Annotated in this window: 13 protein-coding genes; 11 read left to right on the forward strand and 2 right to left on the reverse strand. The window is 60.5% G+C overall.

Annotated elements, in window-relative coordinates:
- Window positions 1-105: 105 nt before the first annotated feature.
- Together thiI and typA are read left to right on the forward strand one after the other, a co-directional pair.
- Window positions 106-1,560 (forward strand): tRNA uracil 4-sulfurtransferase ThiI, encoded by a 1,455-nt coding sequence (gene thiI / locus A7J50_RS01675; protein WP_064450259.1) that lies wholly within the window; start codon window positions 106-108, stop codon window positions 1,558-1,560.
- Between the two features lie 139 nt (window positions 1,561-1,699).
- A complete protein-coding gene (gene typA, locus A7J50_RS01680) occupies window positions 1,700-3,520 on the forward strand; it encodes a translational GTPase TypA (RefSeq protein ID WP_064450260.1) in 1,821 nt (606 codons plus the stop codon).
- Window positions 3,521-3,879: 359 nt separating this feature from the next.
- Here the strand turns inward: typA and A7J50_RS01685 are convergent, their stop codons facing one another.
- Complete coding sequence (locus tag A7J50_RS01685; RefSeq protein WP_064450261.1) at window positions 3,880-4,314, reverse strand: YkgJ family cysteine cluster protein; 435 nt, start codon at window positions 4,312-4,314, stop codon at window positions 3,880-3,882.
- Between the two features lie 236 nt (window positions 4,315-4,550).
- Here A7J50_RS01685 and A7J50_RS01690 point away from each other — a divergent pair, with 236 nt between their 5' ends.
- The 6 genes from A7J50_RS01690 (at window position 4,551) to A7J50_RS01715 (ending at window position 14,140) form a co-directional block, all read left to right on the forward strand.
- Window positions 4,551-7,001, forward strand: a complete 2,451-nt coding sequence (locus tag A7J50_RS01690; RefSeq protein ID WP_064450262.1) for a glycogen/starch/alpha-glucan phosphorylase — start codon at window positions 4,551-4,553, stop codon at window positions 6,999-7,001.
- A 171-nt stretch (window positions 7,002-7,172) separates the two neighbouring features.
- A complete protein-coding gene (locus tag A7J50_RS01695) occupies window positions 7,173-10,691 on the forward strand; it encodes a DUF2339 domain-containing protein (RefSeq protein ID WP_064450263.1) in 3,519 nt (1,172 codons plus the stop codon).
- On the forward strand, window positions 10,691-12,034 hold the full coding sequence (locus A7J50_RS01700) for a DUF3999 domain-containing protein (RefSeq protein ID WP_064454838.1): 1,344 nt from the start codon (window positions 10,691-10,693) through the stop codon (window positions 12,032-12,034). The genes A7J50_RS01695 and A7J50_RS01700 overlap by 1 nt, the downstream gene beginning before the upstream one ends.
- Window positions 12,035-12,130: 96 nt before the next feature.
- On the forward strand, window positions 12,131-13,141 hold the full coding sequence (locus A7J50_RS01705; protein ID WP_053253909.1) for a class 1 fructose-bisphosphatase: 1,011 nt from the start codon (window positions 12,131-12,133) through the stop codon (window positions 13,139-13,141).
- Between the two features lie 144 nt (window positions 13,142-13,285).
- A complete protein-coding gene (locus tag A7J50_RS01710; RefSeq protein WP_064450264.1) occupies window positions 13,286-13,540 on the forward strand; it encodes a hypothetical protein in 255 nt (84 codons plus the stop codon).
- A 30-nt stretch (window positions 13,541-13,570) separates the two neighbouring features.
- Complete coding sequence (locus tag A7J50_RS01715) at window positions 13,571-14,140, forward strand: lipocalin family protein (RefSeq protein ID WP_064450265.1); 570 nt, start codon at window positions 13,571-13,573, stop codon at window positions 14,138-14,140.
- Between the two features lie 131 nt (window positions 14,141-14,271).
- On the opposite strand, the gene A7J50_RS01720 is transcribed toward A7J50_RS01715, so the two are convergent.
- Window positions 14,272-15,636 (reverse strand): formimidoylglutamate deiminase, encoded by a 1,365-nt coding sequence (locus tag A7J50_RS01720; protein ID WP_064450266.1) that lies wholly within the window; start codon window positions 15,634-15,636, stop codon window positions 14,272-14,274.
- Window positions 15,637-15,783: 147 nt separating this feature from the next.
- Here A7J50_RS01720 and hutC point away from each other — a divergent pair, with 147 nt between their 5' ends.
- The 3 genes from hutC to hutU all read left to right on the forward strand — a co-directional run bounded on the left by hutC (window position 15,784) and on the right by hutU (window position 19,128).
- Window positions 15,784-16,494 (forward strand): histidine utilization repressor, encoded by a 711-nt coding sequence (gene hutC, locus A7J50_RS01725; RefSeq protein WP_232000148.1) that lies wholly within the window; start codon window positions 15,784-15,786, stop codon window positions 16,492-16,494.
- Window positions 16,491-17,051 (forward strand): HutD family protein, encoded by a 561-nt coding sequence (locus tag A7J50_RS01730; protein ID WP_064450267.1) that lies wholly within the window; start codon window positions 16,491-16,493, stop codon window positions 17,049-17,051. The genes hutC and A7J50_RS01730 overlap by 4 nt, the downstream gene beginning before the upstream one ends.
- A gap of 406 nt (window positions 17,052-17,457) precedes the next feature.
- Window positions 17,458-19,128 carry a urocanate hydratase gene (gene hutU / locus A7J50_RS01735; protein WP_064450268.1) on the forward strand — a complete coding sequence of 557 codons (1,671 nt, stop codon included), beginning with the start codon at window positions 17,458-17,460 and terminating at the stop codon, window positions 19,126-19,128.
- Window positions 19,129-19,250: the final 122 nt, after the last annotated feature.

Below are 19,250 nucleotides of genomic sequence, written 5' to 3' on the forward strand. Positions count from 1 at the left end.
TTTGGTGCGTGCTGCGTGTGATGCATATTAACTGGTTAAACCTTGAGCGATTTCCGCTATAATCCGCGCCCCCCTTTTTCAGCAGGCCCGGCGCGCGCTGTTTCCATGAAATTAATCGTTAAAGTGTTCCCCGAAATCACCATCAAAAGCCGACCGGTACGGATGCGTTTCATCCGTCAGTTGGCCAAGAACATCCGTGCCGTGCTCCGTGACCTGGACCCGGCTGTGGTGGTGAATGGCGTGTGGGACAACCTCGAGCTGGAAACCCGTATCACCGATGCCAAAGCCTTGAAGGACATGACCGAGCGCCTGAGCTGCATGCCGGGCATCGCGCATTTCCTGCAGGTGGATGAGTACCCGCTGGGCGACTTCGACGACATCACCGAGAAGTGCAAACAGCACTTTGGCAATGAGCTTGAAGGCAAGATTTTTTCGGTGCGCTGCAAGCGCGCCGGCAAGCACACCTTCAGCTCCATGGACGTCGAGAAATACGTTGGCAGCAAGCTGCGTCGCGAGTGCGGCGCCGCCGGAATTTCCCTGAAAGCGCCGCAAATTGAAGTGCGCATGGAAATTCGCGACCAACGGTTGTTTGTGATTCACAGCCAGCACAACAGCATCGGCGGCTACCCGCTGGGTGCCCTGGAACAGACCCTGGTGCTCATGTCCGGCGGTTTCGATTCCACGGTAGCGGCCTACCAGATCATGCGCCGCGGCCTGATGAGCCACTTCTGCTTCTTTAATCTGGGCGGGCGTGCACATGAATTGGGCGTGATGGAAGTCGCGCACTTTATCTGGAAGAAGTACGGCAGCTCCCAACGCGTGCTATTTGTAAGCGTGCCGTTCGAGGAAGTGCTGGGCGAAATTCTCGGCAAAGTCGATAACAGTCATATGGGCGTAGTATTGAAGCGTATGATGTTGCGCGCTGCGTCCCGAATCGCCGATCAGTTGCAGATCGACGCGTTGGTGACCGGTGAAGCGATCTCCCAGGTCTCCAGCCAGACGCTGCCGAACCTGTCGCTGATCGACTGCGTGACCGAGAAGCTGGTGCTGCGCCCGCTGATTGCCAGTCACAAGCAGGACATCATCGACCTGGCCGAAGAAATCGGCACGGCGGATTTCGCCAAGCACATGCCTGAATATTGCGGGGTCATCTCGGTGAACCCCAAGACCCACGCCAAGCGCAACCGCGTGGAGTACGAAGAACAACAGTTCGACATGGCGATTCTGGAGCGTGCGCTCGAGAACGCTAAAATGGTCCCGATCGATCGCGTAATCGAAGAATTGGGCCAAGACGTGCAAATCGAAGAAGTCAGCGAAGCCCTGGCCGGCCAGATTATCGTCGACATCCGTCACCCGGATGCCGCCGAAGATGAGCCGCTGGAAATCGCTGGCATCGACGTGCAAACGCTGCCGTTCTACGCATTGAACGCGCGTTTCAAGGAACTGGATAACAGCCGTCAGTACCTGCTGTATTGCGACAAAGGCGTGATGAGTCGCCTGCATGCCCACCATTTGCTCAGTGAGGGGCATGCCAATGTGCGCGTTTATCGACCGAGCTAAGAGCCCGGGGCTGTTTGCCTGTGGCCTGCGTCACCGGCCCCCCGACTCTGCCGTCAAGCTGTAACGGCAAGGCCTGACTCTACTGTTAATCGCTGCCACGACCTGTCAGCACACCGAATCCTCTGATCGAGATACACAAGTGATCGAAAATCTACGTAACATCGCCATCATTGCTCACGTTGACCATGGTAAAACCACCCTGGTAGACAAACTCTTGCGTCAATCCGGCACCCTGGAGCGCAACGAGCTCAACGACGAGCGCGTGATGGACTCCAACGACCAGGAGAAAGAGCGCGGTATTACCATCCTGGCGAAAAACACCGCCATCAACTGGAACGGCTACCACATCAACATCGTGGACACCCCGGGCCACGCCGACTTCGGCGGCGAAGTTGAACGCGTAATGTCGATGGTTGACTCCGTTCTGCTGCTGGTTGACGCTCAAGACGGCCCTATGCCGCAAACCCGTTTCGTGACCAAGAAGGCTTTCGAAGCCGGCCTGCGTCCGATCGTGTGCATCAACAAGGTTGACCGTCCAGGCGCACGTCCGGACTGGGTTCTGGACCAGATTTTCGACCTGTTCGACAACCTGGGTGCAACCGAAGAGCAGCTTGATTTCCAAGTGATCTACGCCTCTGCCCTGAACGGTATTGCCGGTCTGGAACACACCGCCATGGCGGAAGACATGACCCCGCTGTACCAAGCGATCGTTGACCACGTTCCACCGCCGAAGGTTGACCGTGAAGGCCCGTTCCAGATGCAAATCTCGGCACTGGACTACAACAGCTTCCTGGGTGTTATCGGCGTTGGCCGTATCGCTCGTGGTAGCGTCAAGCCGAACACCCCGGTTGTGGCTATCGGTGCTGACGGCAAGAAGCGTAACGGTCGTATCCTGAAGCTGATGGGTCACCACGGTCTGCACCGTATTGACGTTGAAGAAGCTTTCGCAGGCGACATCGTGTGCGTAAGCGGTATGGACTCGCTGTTCATCTCCGACACCCTGTGCCAGCCGGACACTGTCGAGGCGATGAAGCCTCTGACCGTTGACGAGCCAACCGTTTCCATGACCTTCCAGGTAAACGACTCGCCTTTCTGCGGTAAAGAAGGCAAGTTCGTGACTTCCCGTAACATCAAGGAACGTCTGGACAAAGAGCTGCTGTACAACGTTGCTCTGCGCGTTGAAGAAGGCGACTCGGCTGACAAGTTCAAGGTTTCCGGCCGTGGTGAGCTGCACCTCTCGGTACTGATCGAAACCATGCGTCGCGAAGGCTTCGAAATGGGCGTTGGTCGTCCAGAAGTGATCATCCGCCAGGTTGACGGCGTGAAGCAGGAACCGTTTGAAGACGTGACCATTGACACCCCGGAAGAATCCCAGGGCAAGGTCATGGAAGAGATGGGCCTGCGTCGCGGCGACCTGACCAACATGGTGCCGGATGGCAAAGGCCGTGTGCGTCTGGAATACAACATCCCTGCTCGTGGTCTGATCGGTTTCCGTAACCAGTTCCTGACCCTGACCAACGGTGCTGGCATCCTGACCTCGATCTTCGATCGCTACGACACCATGAAGTCCGGCGACATGTCCGGCCGTCAGAACGGTGTTCTGGTATCGGTAGAAACCGGTAAGGCACTGACCTACTCCCTGGAAACTCTGCAGGCGCGTGGCAAGCTGTTCGTTGAACACGGTCAAGAGATCTACAACGGTCAGATCGTTGGTCTGAACAGCCGTGACAACGACATGGGCGTCAACCCAACCAAAGGCAAGAAGCTCGACAACATGCGTGCTTCGGGTAAAGACGAAACCATCGCTCTGGTTCCACCAGTGAAGTTCACTCTGGAACAAGCCCTGGAATTCATCCAGGACGACGAGCTGTGCGAAGTTACGCCTAAGTCGATCCGCCTGCGTAAGAAGATCCTGGACGAAGGCGAGCGTACCCGCGCTGCCAAGAAAGCCAAGAACTGAGTTAACTCAGGCTGAATGAAAAACGCCCCCGGTCGAAAGGCCGGGGGCGTTTTTTTATGCCTGTAGTTTTTGTGGTGACTGTGCCGGCCTCATCGCGGGCAAGCCCGGCTCCCACATTTTGGATTTGTGAATGCATTCAAATGTGGGAGAAAGCCAAGAACTGAGTTAACTCAGGCTGAATGAAAAACGCCCCCGGTCGAAAGGCCGGGGGCGTTTTTTTATGCCTGTAGTTTTTGTGGTGACTGTGCCGGCCTCATCGCGGGCAAGCCCGGCTCCCACATTTTGGATCTGTGAATACATTCAAATGTGGGAGCTGGCTTGCCTGCGATGAGGCCCTTGAGGGCACTACAAAATCCGGATCAGAACTTGTCGAGCGTCTTGAACGTGGTTTCGCGCACCACTTCCTTCGGCTTGTACGCACAATACCCCGGGCGCGGGCCGATTTTCGGGTGGTTGCGGCAGGTATCCGGGCGCTTGTCATAAATAGTGCAGAAGCGCGTCTTACGATCCAGGTACAGGCAATCGTTGTTGCTCATGCGCTGCAGGGTAAAAATCTCGGATTTGGAGTTGTAGCGCTCGACGATGCCTTCTTTCTGCAAACGCTTGGCGATGTTCTTCGGCGGGTCGCCGCGTTCGAACTCATCGACGATGCCAATGCGGATCAGGTCCTTGATCTTCACCTCAACCGGCAGCGTGCAACAGCTGGACACACAGCCACCGCACATGTGGGCGGAATATTTCTGCCAAGTCTCGAGACGGTCGAGTTCCGCGGCGGCGATCAGTTGAGGCTTCATCAGGGTTCCAAGGTGGGGCGCTATCTGGGCGCGCGATAATACCGGGATTGATGATTTTTTGAACAGTATTTTGCGGTTTTCAGCCCGAAGGCTGCTCAACCACCGATCGGGCACGACCCCTGCATCAATTTCCCGCAAAGGTGAATGAGTTAAAAAACTGCCGAACGAGCACGTTCACCGTCTGTCAGACCGACTAGGCTCTAGCAACTCCTTCAATCTCGCCCGAGGTCGCACCGATGTCTCAGGAACCGCTTGCACGAGAAGCAGAGGTAGCCGCATTCCGCGATGCTGTCTTGACCAAACTCACTTACGCGGTGGGTAAAGACCCCGACCACGCCTTCGACCACGACTGGTTTGAAGCCATTGCCCTGGCCGCCCGCGACCAGATGGTCGACCACTGGATGGACCATACGCGACGTATTTACCGCAAAGGCCAGAAGCGGGTTTATTACCTCTCCCTGGAATTCCTCATCGGCCGCTTGCTCTATGACAGCCTGAGCAACCTCGGCGTGTTGGAGATTGCGCGCGAAGCCCTGTCCGAACTGGGCGTCGACCTGGAACGCATCCGCCTGCTGGAGCCCGATGCGGCGCTCGGCAACGGCGGCCTTGGCCGCTTGGCGGCCTGCTTTATGGAAAGCATGTCCACCTTGGGCATTGCCGGCCACGGTTACGGCATTCGCTATGAGCACGGCTTGTTCCGCCAGGCGATTGTGGATGGCTGGCAACAGGAGCAGACCGAGCGCTGGCTGGACTTCGGCAACCCGTGGGAGTTTGAGCGGGCCGAAGTGATTTACCCGATCGGTTTTGGCGGCAGCGTCGAAACCCTGCCGGACGCCTCCGGCAAGCTCATCCAGGTGTGGACGCCCAACGAAACCGTGCGCGCCGTTGCTTATGACACCCCGGTGGTCGGCTGGCGCGGCGCCAGCGTGAACACCCTGCGTCTGTGGCGTGCACGGGCCGTGGAGGACCTGCACCTGGAGCGTTTCAACGCCGGTGACCACTTGGGCGCCGTCGCCGAAGTGGCCCGCGCCGAAAGCATCTCGCGTGTGCTTTACCCGGCCGACAGCACCGAAGCAGGGCAGGAACTGCGCCTGCGCCAGGAATACTTCTTCGTTTCCGCATCGCTGCAAGACTTGTTGCGCCGCCACAAAAACATGCACGGCTCGGTGCTCAGCCTGGGCGAGCACGCTGCCATCCAGCTCAATGACACCCACCCATCCATCGCCGTGGCCGAGCTGATGCGCCAGTTGGTGGACCTGCACGACATCCCGTGGGAAGCCGCGTGGGACGTGACGGTTGAAACGCTTTCCTACACCAACCACACCTTATTGCCGGAGGCGTTGGAAACCTGGCCTGTCGGCCTGATGGAACGCATGCTGCCGCGGCACATGCAAATCATCTACCTGATCAACGCCCAGCATATTGACTCGCTGCGGGCCAAGGGCATCCACGATTTCGACGTGCTGCGCGCGGTGTCGCTGATCGAAGAAGACAACGGCCGCCGCGTGCGCATGGGTAACCTGGCGTTCCTCGGCTCCCATAGCGTCAACGGCGTGTCCGGTTTGCATACCCAACTGATGCGCAGCACGGTGTTCTCCGAACTGCACAAGCTGTACCCGGAGCGCATCAATAACAAAACCAACGGCATCACCTTCCGCCGCTGGCTGTACCAGGCCAACCCCAAGCTTACCGAGATGCTGGTGGAAGCCTTGGGCCCGGACATTCTCGACACCATGGAAACCCGCCTGACGGAGCTGGAAACCTTCGCCGAGAAGCAGGTTTTCCGCAAAGCCTTCGCCGAACAGCGCCTGCACAGCAAGCGCGCACTGGCCGAGATCATCCACGAGCGCCTGGGCATTTCGGTGAACCCGGCGGCGATGTTCGATGTGCAGGTCAAGCGGATCCACGAGTACAAACGCCAACTGCTGAACCTGCTGCACACCGTGGCCTTGTACCAGGCAATCCGCGCCGAGCCGGGCACCGATTGGGTGCCCCGCGTGAAAATCTTCGCGGGCAAGGCGGCCGCGAGTTATCACCAGGCCAAGTTGATCATCAAACTGACCAATGACATCGCCCGCACCGTGAACAACGACCCCACCGTGCGCGGTTTGCTCAAGGTAGTGTTCTTGCCCAACTACAACGTCAGCCTGGCGGAAAGCATCATTCCGGCGGCGGACTTGTCGGAGCAGATTTCCACTGCCGGTTTTGAGGCCTCGGGCACCAGTAACATGAAGTTCGGCCTCAATGGCGCGCTGACCATCGGCACCATGGACGGCGCTAACGTGGAGATGCACGAGCGCGTGGGCGCCGAGCATATGTTTATCTTCGGCCTCAGCGCCGAACAAGTGGAAGCCCGCAAGCACGCTGGTGAATTCCACGCCGGGCCGGAAGTGGCAGCCTCCCATCGTCTCAACGATGTGTTGCAAGCGATCCGCGGCGGGGTGTTCTCGCCGGATGATCCGGGCCGTTATGTGGGCTTGATCGACGGCCTGATCGACTACGACCGCTTCCTGGTGTGTGCCGACTTCGACTCCTACTGGGATGCCCAGGCGCGTGTCGAGGCGCATTGGCACGACTCGAAGGCGTGGTGGCGTTCGGCGGTGCTCAATACGGCGCGCATGGGCTGGTTCTCGTCGGACCGGACGATCCGCGAATACGCCACCGAGATCTGGAAAGCGCTCGACTAAGCACCGCAGATCCAAATGTGGGAGCGGGCTTGCCCGCGATAGCGCGCTGTCAGTTTGCAAATATGTCGACTGACACACCGCTATCGCGGGCAAGCCCGCTCCCACATTGGTTCGGTGTCGATATACTGAGCAACGCTTACGCCCGCCTCGGGCTGCTTAGGGATATCGACCATGCAATGGATTTTCATGCTGATTGGCCTGGTGCTCGGTTGGACACTCGATGAGTCGTTCACCGATGCCGGCTTCGGTGCGCTGCTGGGGTTGGGCATTGGCCAGGCGATTCGTCTGTCGAGGCTGTCCGACCAAGCAGACCAGCAAGCGCGTCAGTTAGAGACTACACAGAAGGCATTGATAGCGCTGGGTGAGCGCCTGCGGCAACTGGAAGTGCCCGCGCCGACCAACAGCGTGATTGTCGAAGCACCCATCCCTGAACCTGCACCTGTCGTTGAAAAACCCGAACTTGTCTGGGAGTTGCCTGCCGAACTGGCGCCTGTCGCCGTGATGGCCGAGGCCAGCCAGCCACTGCTGGCTGACGTCTGGGCCCCAGCGCCGACGCCGCAACCTGAAGCACCTGCCATTCCCCGAGGCCCCAACCTGATCGAACGGGCCATCAGTGGCGCGCGCAATTGGCTGTTTGGCGGTAACACCGTGCTGCGCGTCGGCGTCGTGCTTCTATTTCTCGGCCTGGCCTTTCTGCTGCGCTACGCCACCGAAGGCGTGGTGGTGCCGATCGAGCTGCGTTACGCCGGCGTTGCCGCCGCCGCCATCGGCCTGCTTGGCCTGGGCTGGTGGCTGCGGCTGCGTAACAGCAATTACGGCTTGATGCTGCAAGGCACCGGCATTGCCGTGTTGTACCTGACCGTGTTCGCTGCGATGCGCCTGCACCCGTTGATCGACCCAGGCGCGGCACTCGGCCTGCTGGTGGCGGTCACGGTGTTCTCGGCGATCCTGGCGATCACCCAGGACGCCCTCGGCCTGGCCTGCGCGGCAGCGTTGGGTGGTTTTGCCGCGCCGATCCTGACCTCTACCGGCGCCGGTAACCATGTGGCGCTGTTCAGCTACTTCGCACTGCTCAACGCCGGCATCCTCGCCATCGCCTGGTTCAAGGCCTGGCGCTTGCTCAACCTGATCGGCTTTGTTGGCACCTTCGGCATCGGTTTCGCCTGGGGCATGCGTTCCTACACACCGGAACTGCTGTGGAGCACCGAGCCGTTTCTGATTGTGTTTTTCCTGATGTACCTGGCCATCGGCTTGTTGTTCGCCCGGCGAAAATTGCAGGAGATGAGCGGCGCGCCTGAGGACGACAGCCGTGGCGCACTGCTGCGCTGGTCGGCGGCCAAGGGCGATTATGTCGACGGCAGCATGCTGTTCGGCCCGCCGCTGGTGGGCTTTGGCTTGCAGTTCGCGCTGGTGCAGCACCTGGACTTTGCCGCCGCGTTCAGTGCGTTGGGCCTGGGAATTATCTACATGGGCCTGGCCCGGTTGTTGAGGGGTGGGCGCGCCTTGTTGCTGGCGGAAACCTGCCTGGCGCTGGGTGTGATCTTTGCCAGCCTGGCGATTCCCCTGGGCCTCGATGCACGCTGGACGGCTGCCGCGTGGGCGGTGGAGGGCGCCGGGATCTTCTGGCTTGGCTTGCGTCAGCAGCGGCCGTTGGCACGGGCATTTGGCCTGTTGTTGCAGTTGGGGTCGGCGCTGGCGTTCCTCAGCGAGCTGCGCGTTGGCGCACAGACCTTGCTCGACGGTGCGCCGTTGGGTGCGCTGCTGCTGGGCGGGGCATTGCTGTTCAGCTTCGCTCAGTTGCGCAAGGCACCGACTGAACAGGCTGCGGATTGGGAGCGCAAAGGCCTGCCCGTGCTAGCAAGCCTGGGCCTGACCTTTTTGTACCTGCTCGCGCCGTTGCTGTTACTGACCCAAGGCACCGCCATCAGTTGGGCAATAGCCGGTCTGGTCACTCTGTTTATCGGCCTGCGCATCGGCTCGCGTACCTTCCTGTTTACCGCCTTCGCCGTGCAATTGCTTGGCGGGGCGTTGTTCCTGCTGCGCTTGCAAGGCGGCGACGGGGCGGCGGTCTTCAGTGCGGGTTGGTCCGGCTTGTTGACGGCCTCGCTGATCGGCCTCGCCTTGATCGGCGGCATGCTGCTGGCGGCGCGCGACGACAGGGTGCGCAGCGATGTGCGGCTGCTGCGTGGCCTGTCAGTGGTGTTGCTCGCAGGTTTGGTGCTGATCAATCTCGCCGTGCTGTTTGTACTGCCTTGGGAAAGTGCCAGCGGCGTGTGGGCGGCCAGTGGCTTGTTGATCATCTGGCTGAGCCTGTACCTGCAACAGCGTGTCAGCTTCGTGTTTGGATTGCTGCTGCAATTGATCGGCGGCGGCTCGTTCCTGTTGGCGGCGCCGCAGTTGCTCGGGCCGCTGAGCAGCGAAGGCTTGCGCCCCTTGGCGCACAGCGGTTTCTGGACGCCGATGGTGCTGGGCTTGGCCGCGATGGTGGGCGCCTGGCGCTTGCAGCGTGAACCGCATGCGCCGGTGTTTGCTGTGTTGAAGCTGCAACGCCTGTCCGACCTGCTGCTGGTGTGGGGCGCGGCCTGGTGGACGCTGGCGCTGATCGGTGAAGTGTTGCGGTTTATCCCGCAGGAGCTGCAGGGGCCATTTTTGCTCGGCATCGCGGCGGTGAGCGTGGCGATCTGGGCAGTGCTGGCCGAACGTTTGCGCTGGGCGTCGCTGGGCATGCTGTGCGCCTTGCTGATGCCGGCGGCGGGCGTGGTGTTGCTGGTGTCTGCCCATGACTACTACCACCCGGCGGCGCAGTACGGCTGGCTGGCTTGGTTGGCGGTGTTCGTTGTGCATTTCATCGCGCTGCGCCGTTTGGCTGCGCGGGTGCCGGGCAACGTGTTGAGCATCGCTCACGTGCTCGGCTGCTGGATGTTGATCGGCGTGTTGGCGCTGGAGCTGCGTTACGGCCTGCTGTTGCTGTCGAGCGAGTACAACGCCTGGCGCTGGTTGGGTTGGGCGATTCTGCCGAGCCTGTACCTGGTGCTGGCGGCTGCGCCGCGCAGCTGGCCGTGGCCGGTGTCGGCGTATCCGCGTGAATACCGCGTGCTGGCCGCGTTGCCGCTGGCGGTATTGATGCTCGGCTGGTTCTGGCTGGCAAATATCTTCAGTGACGGTACGGCCAAACCGCTGCCGTATGTACCGCTGCTCAACCCGCTGGATCTGGGCCTGCTGTTTGCACTGCTGGGTGTGTATTTATGGTCGCGCAGCGTGGCGCCGCAACGCGGGCCGCGTACTGAGCTGATCGCCCAAGGTGTCGCGGGTATTTCGCTGTTTGCCTTCTTTACGGCATTGGTGATGCGTACTGCCCACCATTGGGCTGGCGTGCCCTTCGAGCTGGATGCATTGCTGGAGTCGATGTTGGTCCAGGCCGGCCTGTCGATTGTGTGGACCTTGGTCGCTCTCGGCCTGATGATCGGCGGCCATCTGCGCCATCGTCGCGAAGTGTGGCTGATCGGCGCGGCGCTGATTGCGCTAGTGGTCGCCAAGCTGTTCTTTGTCGAACTGAGCAACCGTGGCGGGCTGGCGCGGATCGTGTCGTTTATCGGTGTGGGCGGGTTGTTGCTGGTGGTGGGCTACTTTGCGCCGCTGCCGCCCAAGCGCGCCGAACCGGTGTTGGAAACTGAAGGAGCATCCTCTTGATCGGTAAGTTGAGCGTAATCGCGGTGGGCGTGTGTACGACGTTGTCGGTGTGGGCCGAGGAAACGCCCGCCGACTTCACCTCGCACGTGCCGCTGGCTGTGAGCGGCAACGGCCCCTGGTATCGCCTGGAGCTGCCATTGGCGGTGCAATTGAGTGCGCGCCAGGCTGATCTCAGTGATGTGCGAGTGTTCAATGCCGCCGGTGAGCCCCAAGCCTATGCGCTGTCGCGTCAATCGGCGCAGCGTACTGAAAGCCGCGATGTGGCTGACGTGAAGTGGTTCCCGCTGTACGCCGCAGACACCCGTGAGAACGTGCCGGACGTGGTGATGAAATCCACCGCCGAAGGCACGTTGTTGGAAGTCCGCCCAGCCAAGGCGGGCAAAGAAGTGCTGCGTGGCTGGGTGCTGGATGCCAGCGCGATCAAGGCGCCGTTGCAGCAACTGAGCCTGGACTGGAGCCGTGAGCAGGATGGCTTCCAGCGTTTCAGCATTGAAGCCAGTGATGACTTGCAGCACTGGCAGTCGTGGGGCGATGGGCAGGTGGCACGCCTGTCGTTTGCCGATGAGCGCGTCGAACAGCATGACGTCAGCCTGCCGGGGCAGTCGGCGCGTTACCTGCGTTTGGTGTGGCAGGGCCAGGTCGCGCCGACGCTGACCTCGGCCAAGCTTGTGAGCGCCACAAGCAGCAGCCTGCCGCTGCCGTTGGTGTGGTCACAGCCCTTGTCGGGGACGCGGCTCAAGGCGGGCGAATACAGCTGGCAGCTGCCGACGGGGCTGCATGTCGAGCGCTTGCGCATTGAGTTGAAGCAGCCCAATACGCTGGCGCCGGTAACGTTGGCGGGGCGCCGTGACGCCAATCAAGCCTGGCAGCCGCTGAGCAACGGTTTGTTGTACCGCCTGACCCAAAACGGCCAGGACGTGGTGCAGGACGAATTGCAGCTGCCTGGCCAGGCCGTGGCCGAGCTAAAACTGCAGGTGGATGAGCGCGGCGGCGGCTTGGGCATCGAAGCCCCGGCTTTGCGCTTTGCTGTGCGCACCACCCAGTTGGTATTCCTGGCGCGGGGTGAACCGCCGTTCACCCTGGCGTTGGGTAATGGCTCAGTCAAGGCAGCAAACCTGCCGTTGTCGACCCTGATCCCCGACTACAGCGCCGAGCGCCTCAAGACGTTGGGTCAGGCCACGGTCACAGGAGAGGCGGTGGTCAAACCCCTCGCCGTTGCCCCATTGCCCGAAATGGGCACCGACTGGAAGAAACTTGGCCTGTGGGCCGTGCTCCTGCTGGGTGTGGCGGCACTGGGGGCGATGGCCTACAGTTTGTTGCGCACGCCAGCGGGCAAACCGTGAACTCTATTGGAGTTAAATCCTCTGATTAGAGGAAATACGCCTCGACTCGCGTTAAACTGCGCGGGTTTATAAGCCCCCCATTCTCCGGAGCCTTACATGTCCCGCGTTACCCTGAGTCGCTATTTGATCGAGCAGACCCGCAGCAACAACACGCCTGCCGATCTGCGCTTCCTTATCGAAGTGGTGGCGCGTGCTTGCAAGGAAATCAGCCACGCCGTGTCCAAAGGCGCACTGGGTGGTGTCCTGGGCAGCATGGGCACTGAAAACGTTCAAGGCGAAGTGCAGAAGAAGCTCGACGTCATCTCCAACGAGATCCTGCTCGAAGCCAACGAATGGGGCGGTCACCTGGCCGGCATGGCGTCCGAAGAAATGGACAATGCCTACCAGATCCCGGGCAAGTACCCAAAAGGCGCGTACCTGCTGGTATTCGACCCACTGGACGGTTCGTCCAACATCGACATCAACGCGCCGGTCGGCACCATCTTCTCGGTACTGCGTTGCCCGAACGAGTACCTGAGCCAGAACGAAGCCCTGAACGAAAAGGCCTTCCTGCAGCCAGGCACCGAGCAGGTCGCTGCCGGTTATGCGATCTACGGCCCACAGACCATGCTGGTGCTGACCCTGGGCGACGGCGTCAAAGGCTTTACCCTGGACCGTGAAATGGGCAGCTTCGTGCTGACCCACGAAGACATCACTATTCCTGCCTCCACCCAGGAATTTGCGATCAACATGTCCAACCAGCGCCACTGGGAAGAGCCGGTGACTCGCTACGTCGGCGAGTTGATGGCAGGTGAGGAAGGCCCGTTGAAGAAGAACTTCAACATGCGCTGGGTCGCCGCGATGGTGGCCGACGTGCACCGTATCCTGACCCGTGGTGGCCTGTTCATGTACCCACGTGACAGCCGCGAGCCCTCCAAGCCTGGCAAACTGCGCTTGATGTACGAAGCCAACCCGATGTCGTTTCTGGTTGAGCAAGCAGGCGGCGCGTCCACCGACGGCCACCAGCGCATCCTCGACATCCAGCCTGAAGGCCTGCACCAGCGTGTGGCGGTGTTCCTGGGTTCGAAGGAAGAGGTTGAGCGTGTGACCGGTTACCACAAGAAGTAAAACTTTGCGGTAATTAAAAAGCCCCGAAACGTTTCAGCGTTTTCGGGGCTTTTTTGTTTTCGCTCGTCGGGAACCAGACACCCCTTTTCCCTTCTAAGCTTCTGGCAGATACCCCAGCTGCTTCGTCTCTTCAGGAGCTTTTCCATGTCTTTACGCCGTCTCGCCTTGCTGGCTTTTTGCGTGCTGTTAGCCGCTTGCAGCAAGGTCAATCAAGAAAATTACGCGAAGCTGTCGGCTGGCATGGCCAAGGCCGACGTTGAGTCGTTGCTGGGCAAGCCGACCGATTGTTCCGGCGCACTGGGTATGTCCAGTTGCACGTGGGGCGATAAAAACAGCTTTATCAGCGTGCAGTACGCCGGTGACAAAGTTCTGATGTTTTCCGGGCAAGGCCTGAAGTAAACCGGGGCGCGAGCCTGCGGGAGAAGAAGAATGATCCGTTTTGTTTTGTTCCTTTGCGCCAGCCTGTTTTTGGCGGGCTGCGCCAGCCATTCTGGCGATGATCTGCAACCCAAGACAGCGAGCAACGTCAACCTGAAGCGTTACCAGGGGACCTGGTACGAATTGGCCCGATTGCCGATGTATTTCCAGCGTAACTGTGCGCAGTCCGAAGCCCGCTACAGCCTGCTGCCGGATGGCGACATGTCGGTGTTCAACCGCTGCCTGACGCCTGAGTGGAAGTGGGAAGAAGCCAAGGGCACGGCCACGCCGCAAGTGCCCGGCAAGACCGACAAGCTCTGGGTGGAATTCAATAACTGGTTCACGGCGCTGCTGCCGGGCGTCGCCAAGGGCGATTACTGGGTGCTGTACGTCAGTGATGACTACAAGACCGCTCTCGTTGGCAGCCCTAGCCGGCGCTACATGTGGATCTTGTCGCGCACGCCGACGGTCAGCGCCGACACCCGCGAAGACCTGCTGAGCAGGGCGCGGCAGCAAGGGTATGACACCACGCGGTTGATCTGGCGTACGTCGGACAAGCAGATGGCGAAGACTTCGCAGTAAACCTGGACCATCGCCAATCAAAATGTGGGAGCGGGCTTGCTCGCGAATACGGAGTGTCAGTCGACAGATGTAATGACTGATACACCGCATTCGCGAGCAAGCCCGCTCCCACATTTGTTTTGCAGTGTTTGTTAGCCCAGCATATCCCTCAGCACTTGCGTGAAGGCGCGGCTGCTTTCCTCTTCACCGGCATGATGCCCGTCCCGTACTACCCACTTCCCGTTGACCAGCACATCGCGCACCTGCCGATCACCACCGGCGAACAGCCAGCGATTGAGAATGCCGTCCTCCGTCGCCGTTGCCAGGTACGGGTCGTTGCCATCCAACACCAGCCAGTCCGCGCGTTTGCCCACTTCCAAGCGGCCAATCGTCTGGCCCAGCGCCTGGGCGCCACCGTCCAATGCAGCATCAAACAGTGTGCGGCCGACCATTGGCTGATCACCGCGGTACAAGCGGTTACGCCGCTGGTCGCGCAGGCGCTGGCCGTATTCCAGCCAGCGCAATTCTTCTACCACGCTGAGTGACACATGGCTGTCGGAGCCAATGCCCATGCGTCCGCCTTGGGCGAGGAAATCCACCGCCGGGAAAATCCCGTCGCCCAGGTTGGCTTCGGTGGTCAGGCACAGGCCAGCAATTGCGCGGCTCTTGGCCATGCGCGTGACTTCGTCAGGATCAGCGTGGGTGGCGTGCACCAGGCACCAGCGCTCATCGACTTCAACGTTGTCATACAGCCATTGCAGCGGGCGTTTGCCACTCCAGGCCAGGCAGTCATCGACTTCTTTTTGTTGCTCGGCGATGTGGATGTGCACCGGGCAAGCCTTGTCACTGGCGGCCAGCACTTCATTGATTTGCCGCGGCGTGACGGCGCGCAACGAGTGGAAGCACAGGCCCAACTGCTGCGCCGGTTGTGCGGCAAGCATCGGCTTGAGGCGTGCTTGCAGGTCCAGATAATTTTCGGTGCTGTTGATAAAGCGTCGCTGGCCTTCGTTCGGCGCCTGGCCACCAAACCCGGCGTGGGTGTAGAGCACGGGCAGCAAGGTCAAGCCAATCCCACTGCTGGCGGCCGCCTGGCTGATTTGCCGCGACAGCTCCGCACGGTCGGCATACGGCTGGCCGCTGACGTCGTGATGCACGTAGTGAAATTCCGCCACTGAGGTGTAACCGGCCTTGAGCATCTCGATATACAACTGGCGGGCGATGACCTGCAATTGCTCCGGGCTGATCTTGCCGACCATGCGGTACATCAAATCGCGCCAGGTCCAGAAGCTGTCATTCGGGTTGCCGGCCACTTCGGCCAAACCTGCCATTGCGCGCTGGAAGGCATGTGAATGCAGGTTTGGCATACCCGCCAACACCGGACCTCTAAGCCGTTCGGCGCCGTCTGCACTGGCGTTGGGCTCAACGTGGGTCAGCAAGCCATCGGCACTGACTTCAAAGCGTACATCGTTGGCCCATCCATTAGGCAGCAGCGCGCGTTCGGCAAAGAAAGCGGACATGATCAAGGCACCCCGGTCGTGTGTTTATTTGTATATACATATACAGACGTTTGCCTGCTCGGTAAACTCCGGCAATCTATGCATCTTTTCCCCCTGCAAGGATTCCCTGTGCCGACTCCGCCCGCCAAGTCTTCGCTGGCTGCCCACATGGACGAAAGTCCGGCGCCCTTGTATGCCCGCGTCAAACAGATGATCAGCCAGCAAATCCTCAACGGCAACTGGCCGCCCCATTACCGCGTGCCGTCGGAGAGCGAGCTGGTCAGCCAACTGGGCTTCAGCCGCATGACCATCAACCGCGCCCTGCGCGAACTCACCGCGGAGGGGTTGCTGGTGCGCATGCAAGGCGTCGGTACCTTCGTCGCCGAACCCAAGAGCCAGTCGGCGCTGTTTGAAGTGCACAACATTGCCGATGAGATCGCCTCTCGCGGTCATCGGCATACCTGCCAGGTCATTCACCTGTGCGAAGAGGCCGCAGGCTCCGAGCGCGCCGTCGCCCTGGAAATGCGCGAAGGCGGGCGGGTGTTCCACTCGTTGATCGTGCACTTCGAGAACGACATTCCTGTGCAAATCGAAGACCGTTTCGTCAACGCCCTGGTGGCACCGGATTACTTGCAGCAGGATTTCACCCAGCAAACGCCTTACGCCTATTTGAATCAGGTTGCGCCGCTGACCGAAGGCGAGCACGTGGTCGAAGCGATCCTTGCCGATGCCGAAGAGTGCAAGTTGCTGCAGATCGAGCCCAGCGAGCCGTGCCTGTTGATCCGCCGTCGCACCTGGTCCGGTCGCCAGCCGGTGACCGCCGCGCGTTTGATCCACCCCGGTTCCCGTCATAGCCTGGAAGGACGTTTCAGTAAATGAGTGCAGTGAAAGTCTGGCGCGCCACCGATTACATCCGTATGCCCTGGAAAAACGGCGGCGGCAGCACCGAAGAAATTACCCGTGACGCAGGCTTAGGCCTGGATGGCTTTGGCTGGCGCCTGTCGATTGCCGATATCGGTGAGTCGGGTGGGTTTTCCACCTTCGCCGGCTACCAGCGCATCATCACCGTGATCAAGGGTGCGGGCATGGTGCTGACCGTGGATGGCGAGGAACAGCGCGGCCTGTTACCGCTACAGCCCTTTGCGTTCAAGGGTGAAAGCACGGTGTCATGCCGTTTGATCACCGGGCCGATCCGCGATTTCAACCTGATTTATTCGCCGCAGCGTTACCACGCACGCTTGCAGTGGATGGATGGTGTGCAGCGTTTTTTCAGTACGGCGCAGACCGTGCTGGTGTTCAGCGTTGCGGATGAAGTGAAGGTGCTGGACCAAAAGCTGGGTCATCACGACTGCCTGCAAATCGACGGTAACACCGACCTGCTGGACCTCTCGGTTACCGGCCGCTGCTGCATTATCGAACTGACCGCACTCGGTTAAAAACTGTGGGAGCTGGCTTGCCTGCGATGGCGGTGTATCAGTACTGGATGTGCTGGCTGACACACCGTCATCGCAGACAAGCCCGCTCCCACATTTGTTTCTGTGTTGTTCAAGGGATCTGTTTCCGGCCAGCGCACCAATTTGTTACCGAATGCCCCAGCGTGGCGCAAAGCCACGCTGTTATGAACAATCTCCCTCGCTGCAAAACTCCTCCGTAAGAAATTTCATCAAGCTTCCAAGCCTTAATTTCCAAGGCTTTCACACACCTTCCCAAAAAATCTCACGCCCTCGCTAAGAAAGTTGGCCGCTTGATTGCATATGCTTGTATGTACAAGTAAAGATGTGTGCGTAAGACTCTCCTTCGCACCATCAATGTTCGCGCATCGATCGCCGAGGAGTCTTAGCAGTGACCAAGCCTACAAAATACCGTGACGTCGAAATCCGCGCCGCCCGCGGTAACAAGCTCACCGCCAAAAGCTGGCTGACTGAAGCGCCGCTGCGCATGCTGATGAACAACCTCGACCCGCAAGTGGCCGAGAACCCGAAAGAGCTGGTGGTGTACGGCGGTATCGGCCGTGCGGCGCGTAACTGGGAGTGCTACGACCAGATCGTCGAGAGCCTCACCAATTTGAATGACGACGAGACCCTGCTGGTGCAATCCGGCAAGCCGGTCGGCGTGTTCAAGACCCACAGCAACGCTCCGCGCGTACTGATCGCCAACTCCAACCTGGTACCGCACTGGGCCAGTTGGGAACACTTTAACGAGCTGGATGCCAAGGGCCTGGCCATGTACGGCCAGATGACTGCCGGCAGCTGGATCTACATCGGCAGCCAGGGCATCGTCCAGGGTACCTACGAAACCTTCGTCGAAGCCGGTCGCCAGCATTACAACAGCGACCTGACCGGCCGTTGGGTCCTCACCGCCGGCCTCGGTGGCATGGGCGGCGCCCAGCCGCTGGCCGCAACCCTGGCCGGGGCGTGCTCGCTGAACATCGAGTGCCAGCAGGTCAGTATCGACTTCCGCTTGAGCAGCCGTTATGTCGACGAGCAAGCCACCGACCTCGACGACGCCCTGGCCCGCATCGCCAAATACACCAAGGAAGGCAAGGCCATCTCCATCGCCCTGCTGGGTAACGCGGCGGAAATCCTGCCGGAGCTGGTCAAGCGTGGCGTGCGCCCGGACATGGTCACCGACCAGACCAGCGCCCACGATCCACTCAACGGCTACCTGCCGGCCGGCTGGACCTGGGACGAATACCGCGCCCGCGCCAAAACCGAACCGGCTGCTGTGATCAAGGCCGCCAAGCAGTCGATGGCCGTGCACGTCAAAGCCATGCTCGAGTTCCAGAAGCAAGGCATCCCGACCTTCGACTACGGCAACAACATCCGCCAGATGGCGCAAGAAGAAGGCGTGCAAGACGCCTTCGCCTTCCCAGGCTTCGTACCGGCCTACATCCGCCCACTGTTCTGCCGTGGCATCGGCCCGTTCCGCTGGGCGGCGCTGTCCGGCGACCCGCAGGACATCTACAAGACCGACGCCAAAGTCAAAGAGCTGATCCCCGACGACGCGCACCTGCACAACTGGCTGGACATGGCGCGCGAGCGCATCAGCTTCCAGGGCCTGCCGGCACGTATCTGCTGGGTGGGCCTGGGCCAGCGCGCCAAGCTGGGCCTGGCGTTCAACGAAATGGTGCGCAGCGGCGAGCTGTCGGCACCGGTGGTGATCGGCCGTGACCACCTCGACTCCGGCTCGGTCGCCAGCCCGAACCGCGAAACCGAAGCCATGCAGGACGGTTCCGACGCTGTGTCCGACTGGCCACTGCTCAACGCCTTGCTCAACACCGCCAGCGGCGCGACCTGGGTTTCGCTGCACCACGGCGGCGGCGTGGGCATGGGCTTCTCCCAGCACTCCGGCATGGTGATCGTTTGCGACGGTACCGATGAAGCCGCCGAGCGGATCGCCCGCGTACTGCACAACGACCCGGCCACCGGTGTGATGCGCCACGCAGACGCCGGTTACCAGATCGCAATCGACTGCGCCAAAGAGCAGGGCCTCGATCTTCCGATGATCAAGTAATGCAAGGTGGGAGCGGGCTTGCTCGCGAATGCGGTGTGCCAGTCACCGTAATCGTTAGCTGACCCTCCGCTTTCGCGAGCAAGCCCGCTCCCACATTTGATCTGTGTTGCAAACAAAAACAA

Source organism: Pseudomonas antarctica (assembly GCF_001647715.1).
Taxonomy (GTDB): Bacteria; Pseudomonadota; Gammaproteobacteria; order Pseudomonadales; family Pseudomonadaceae; genus Aquipseudomonas; species Aquipseudomonas antarctica_A.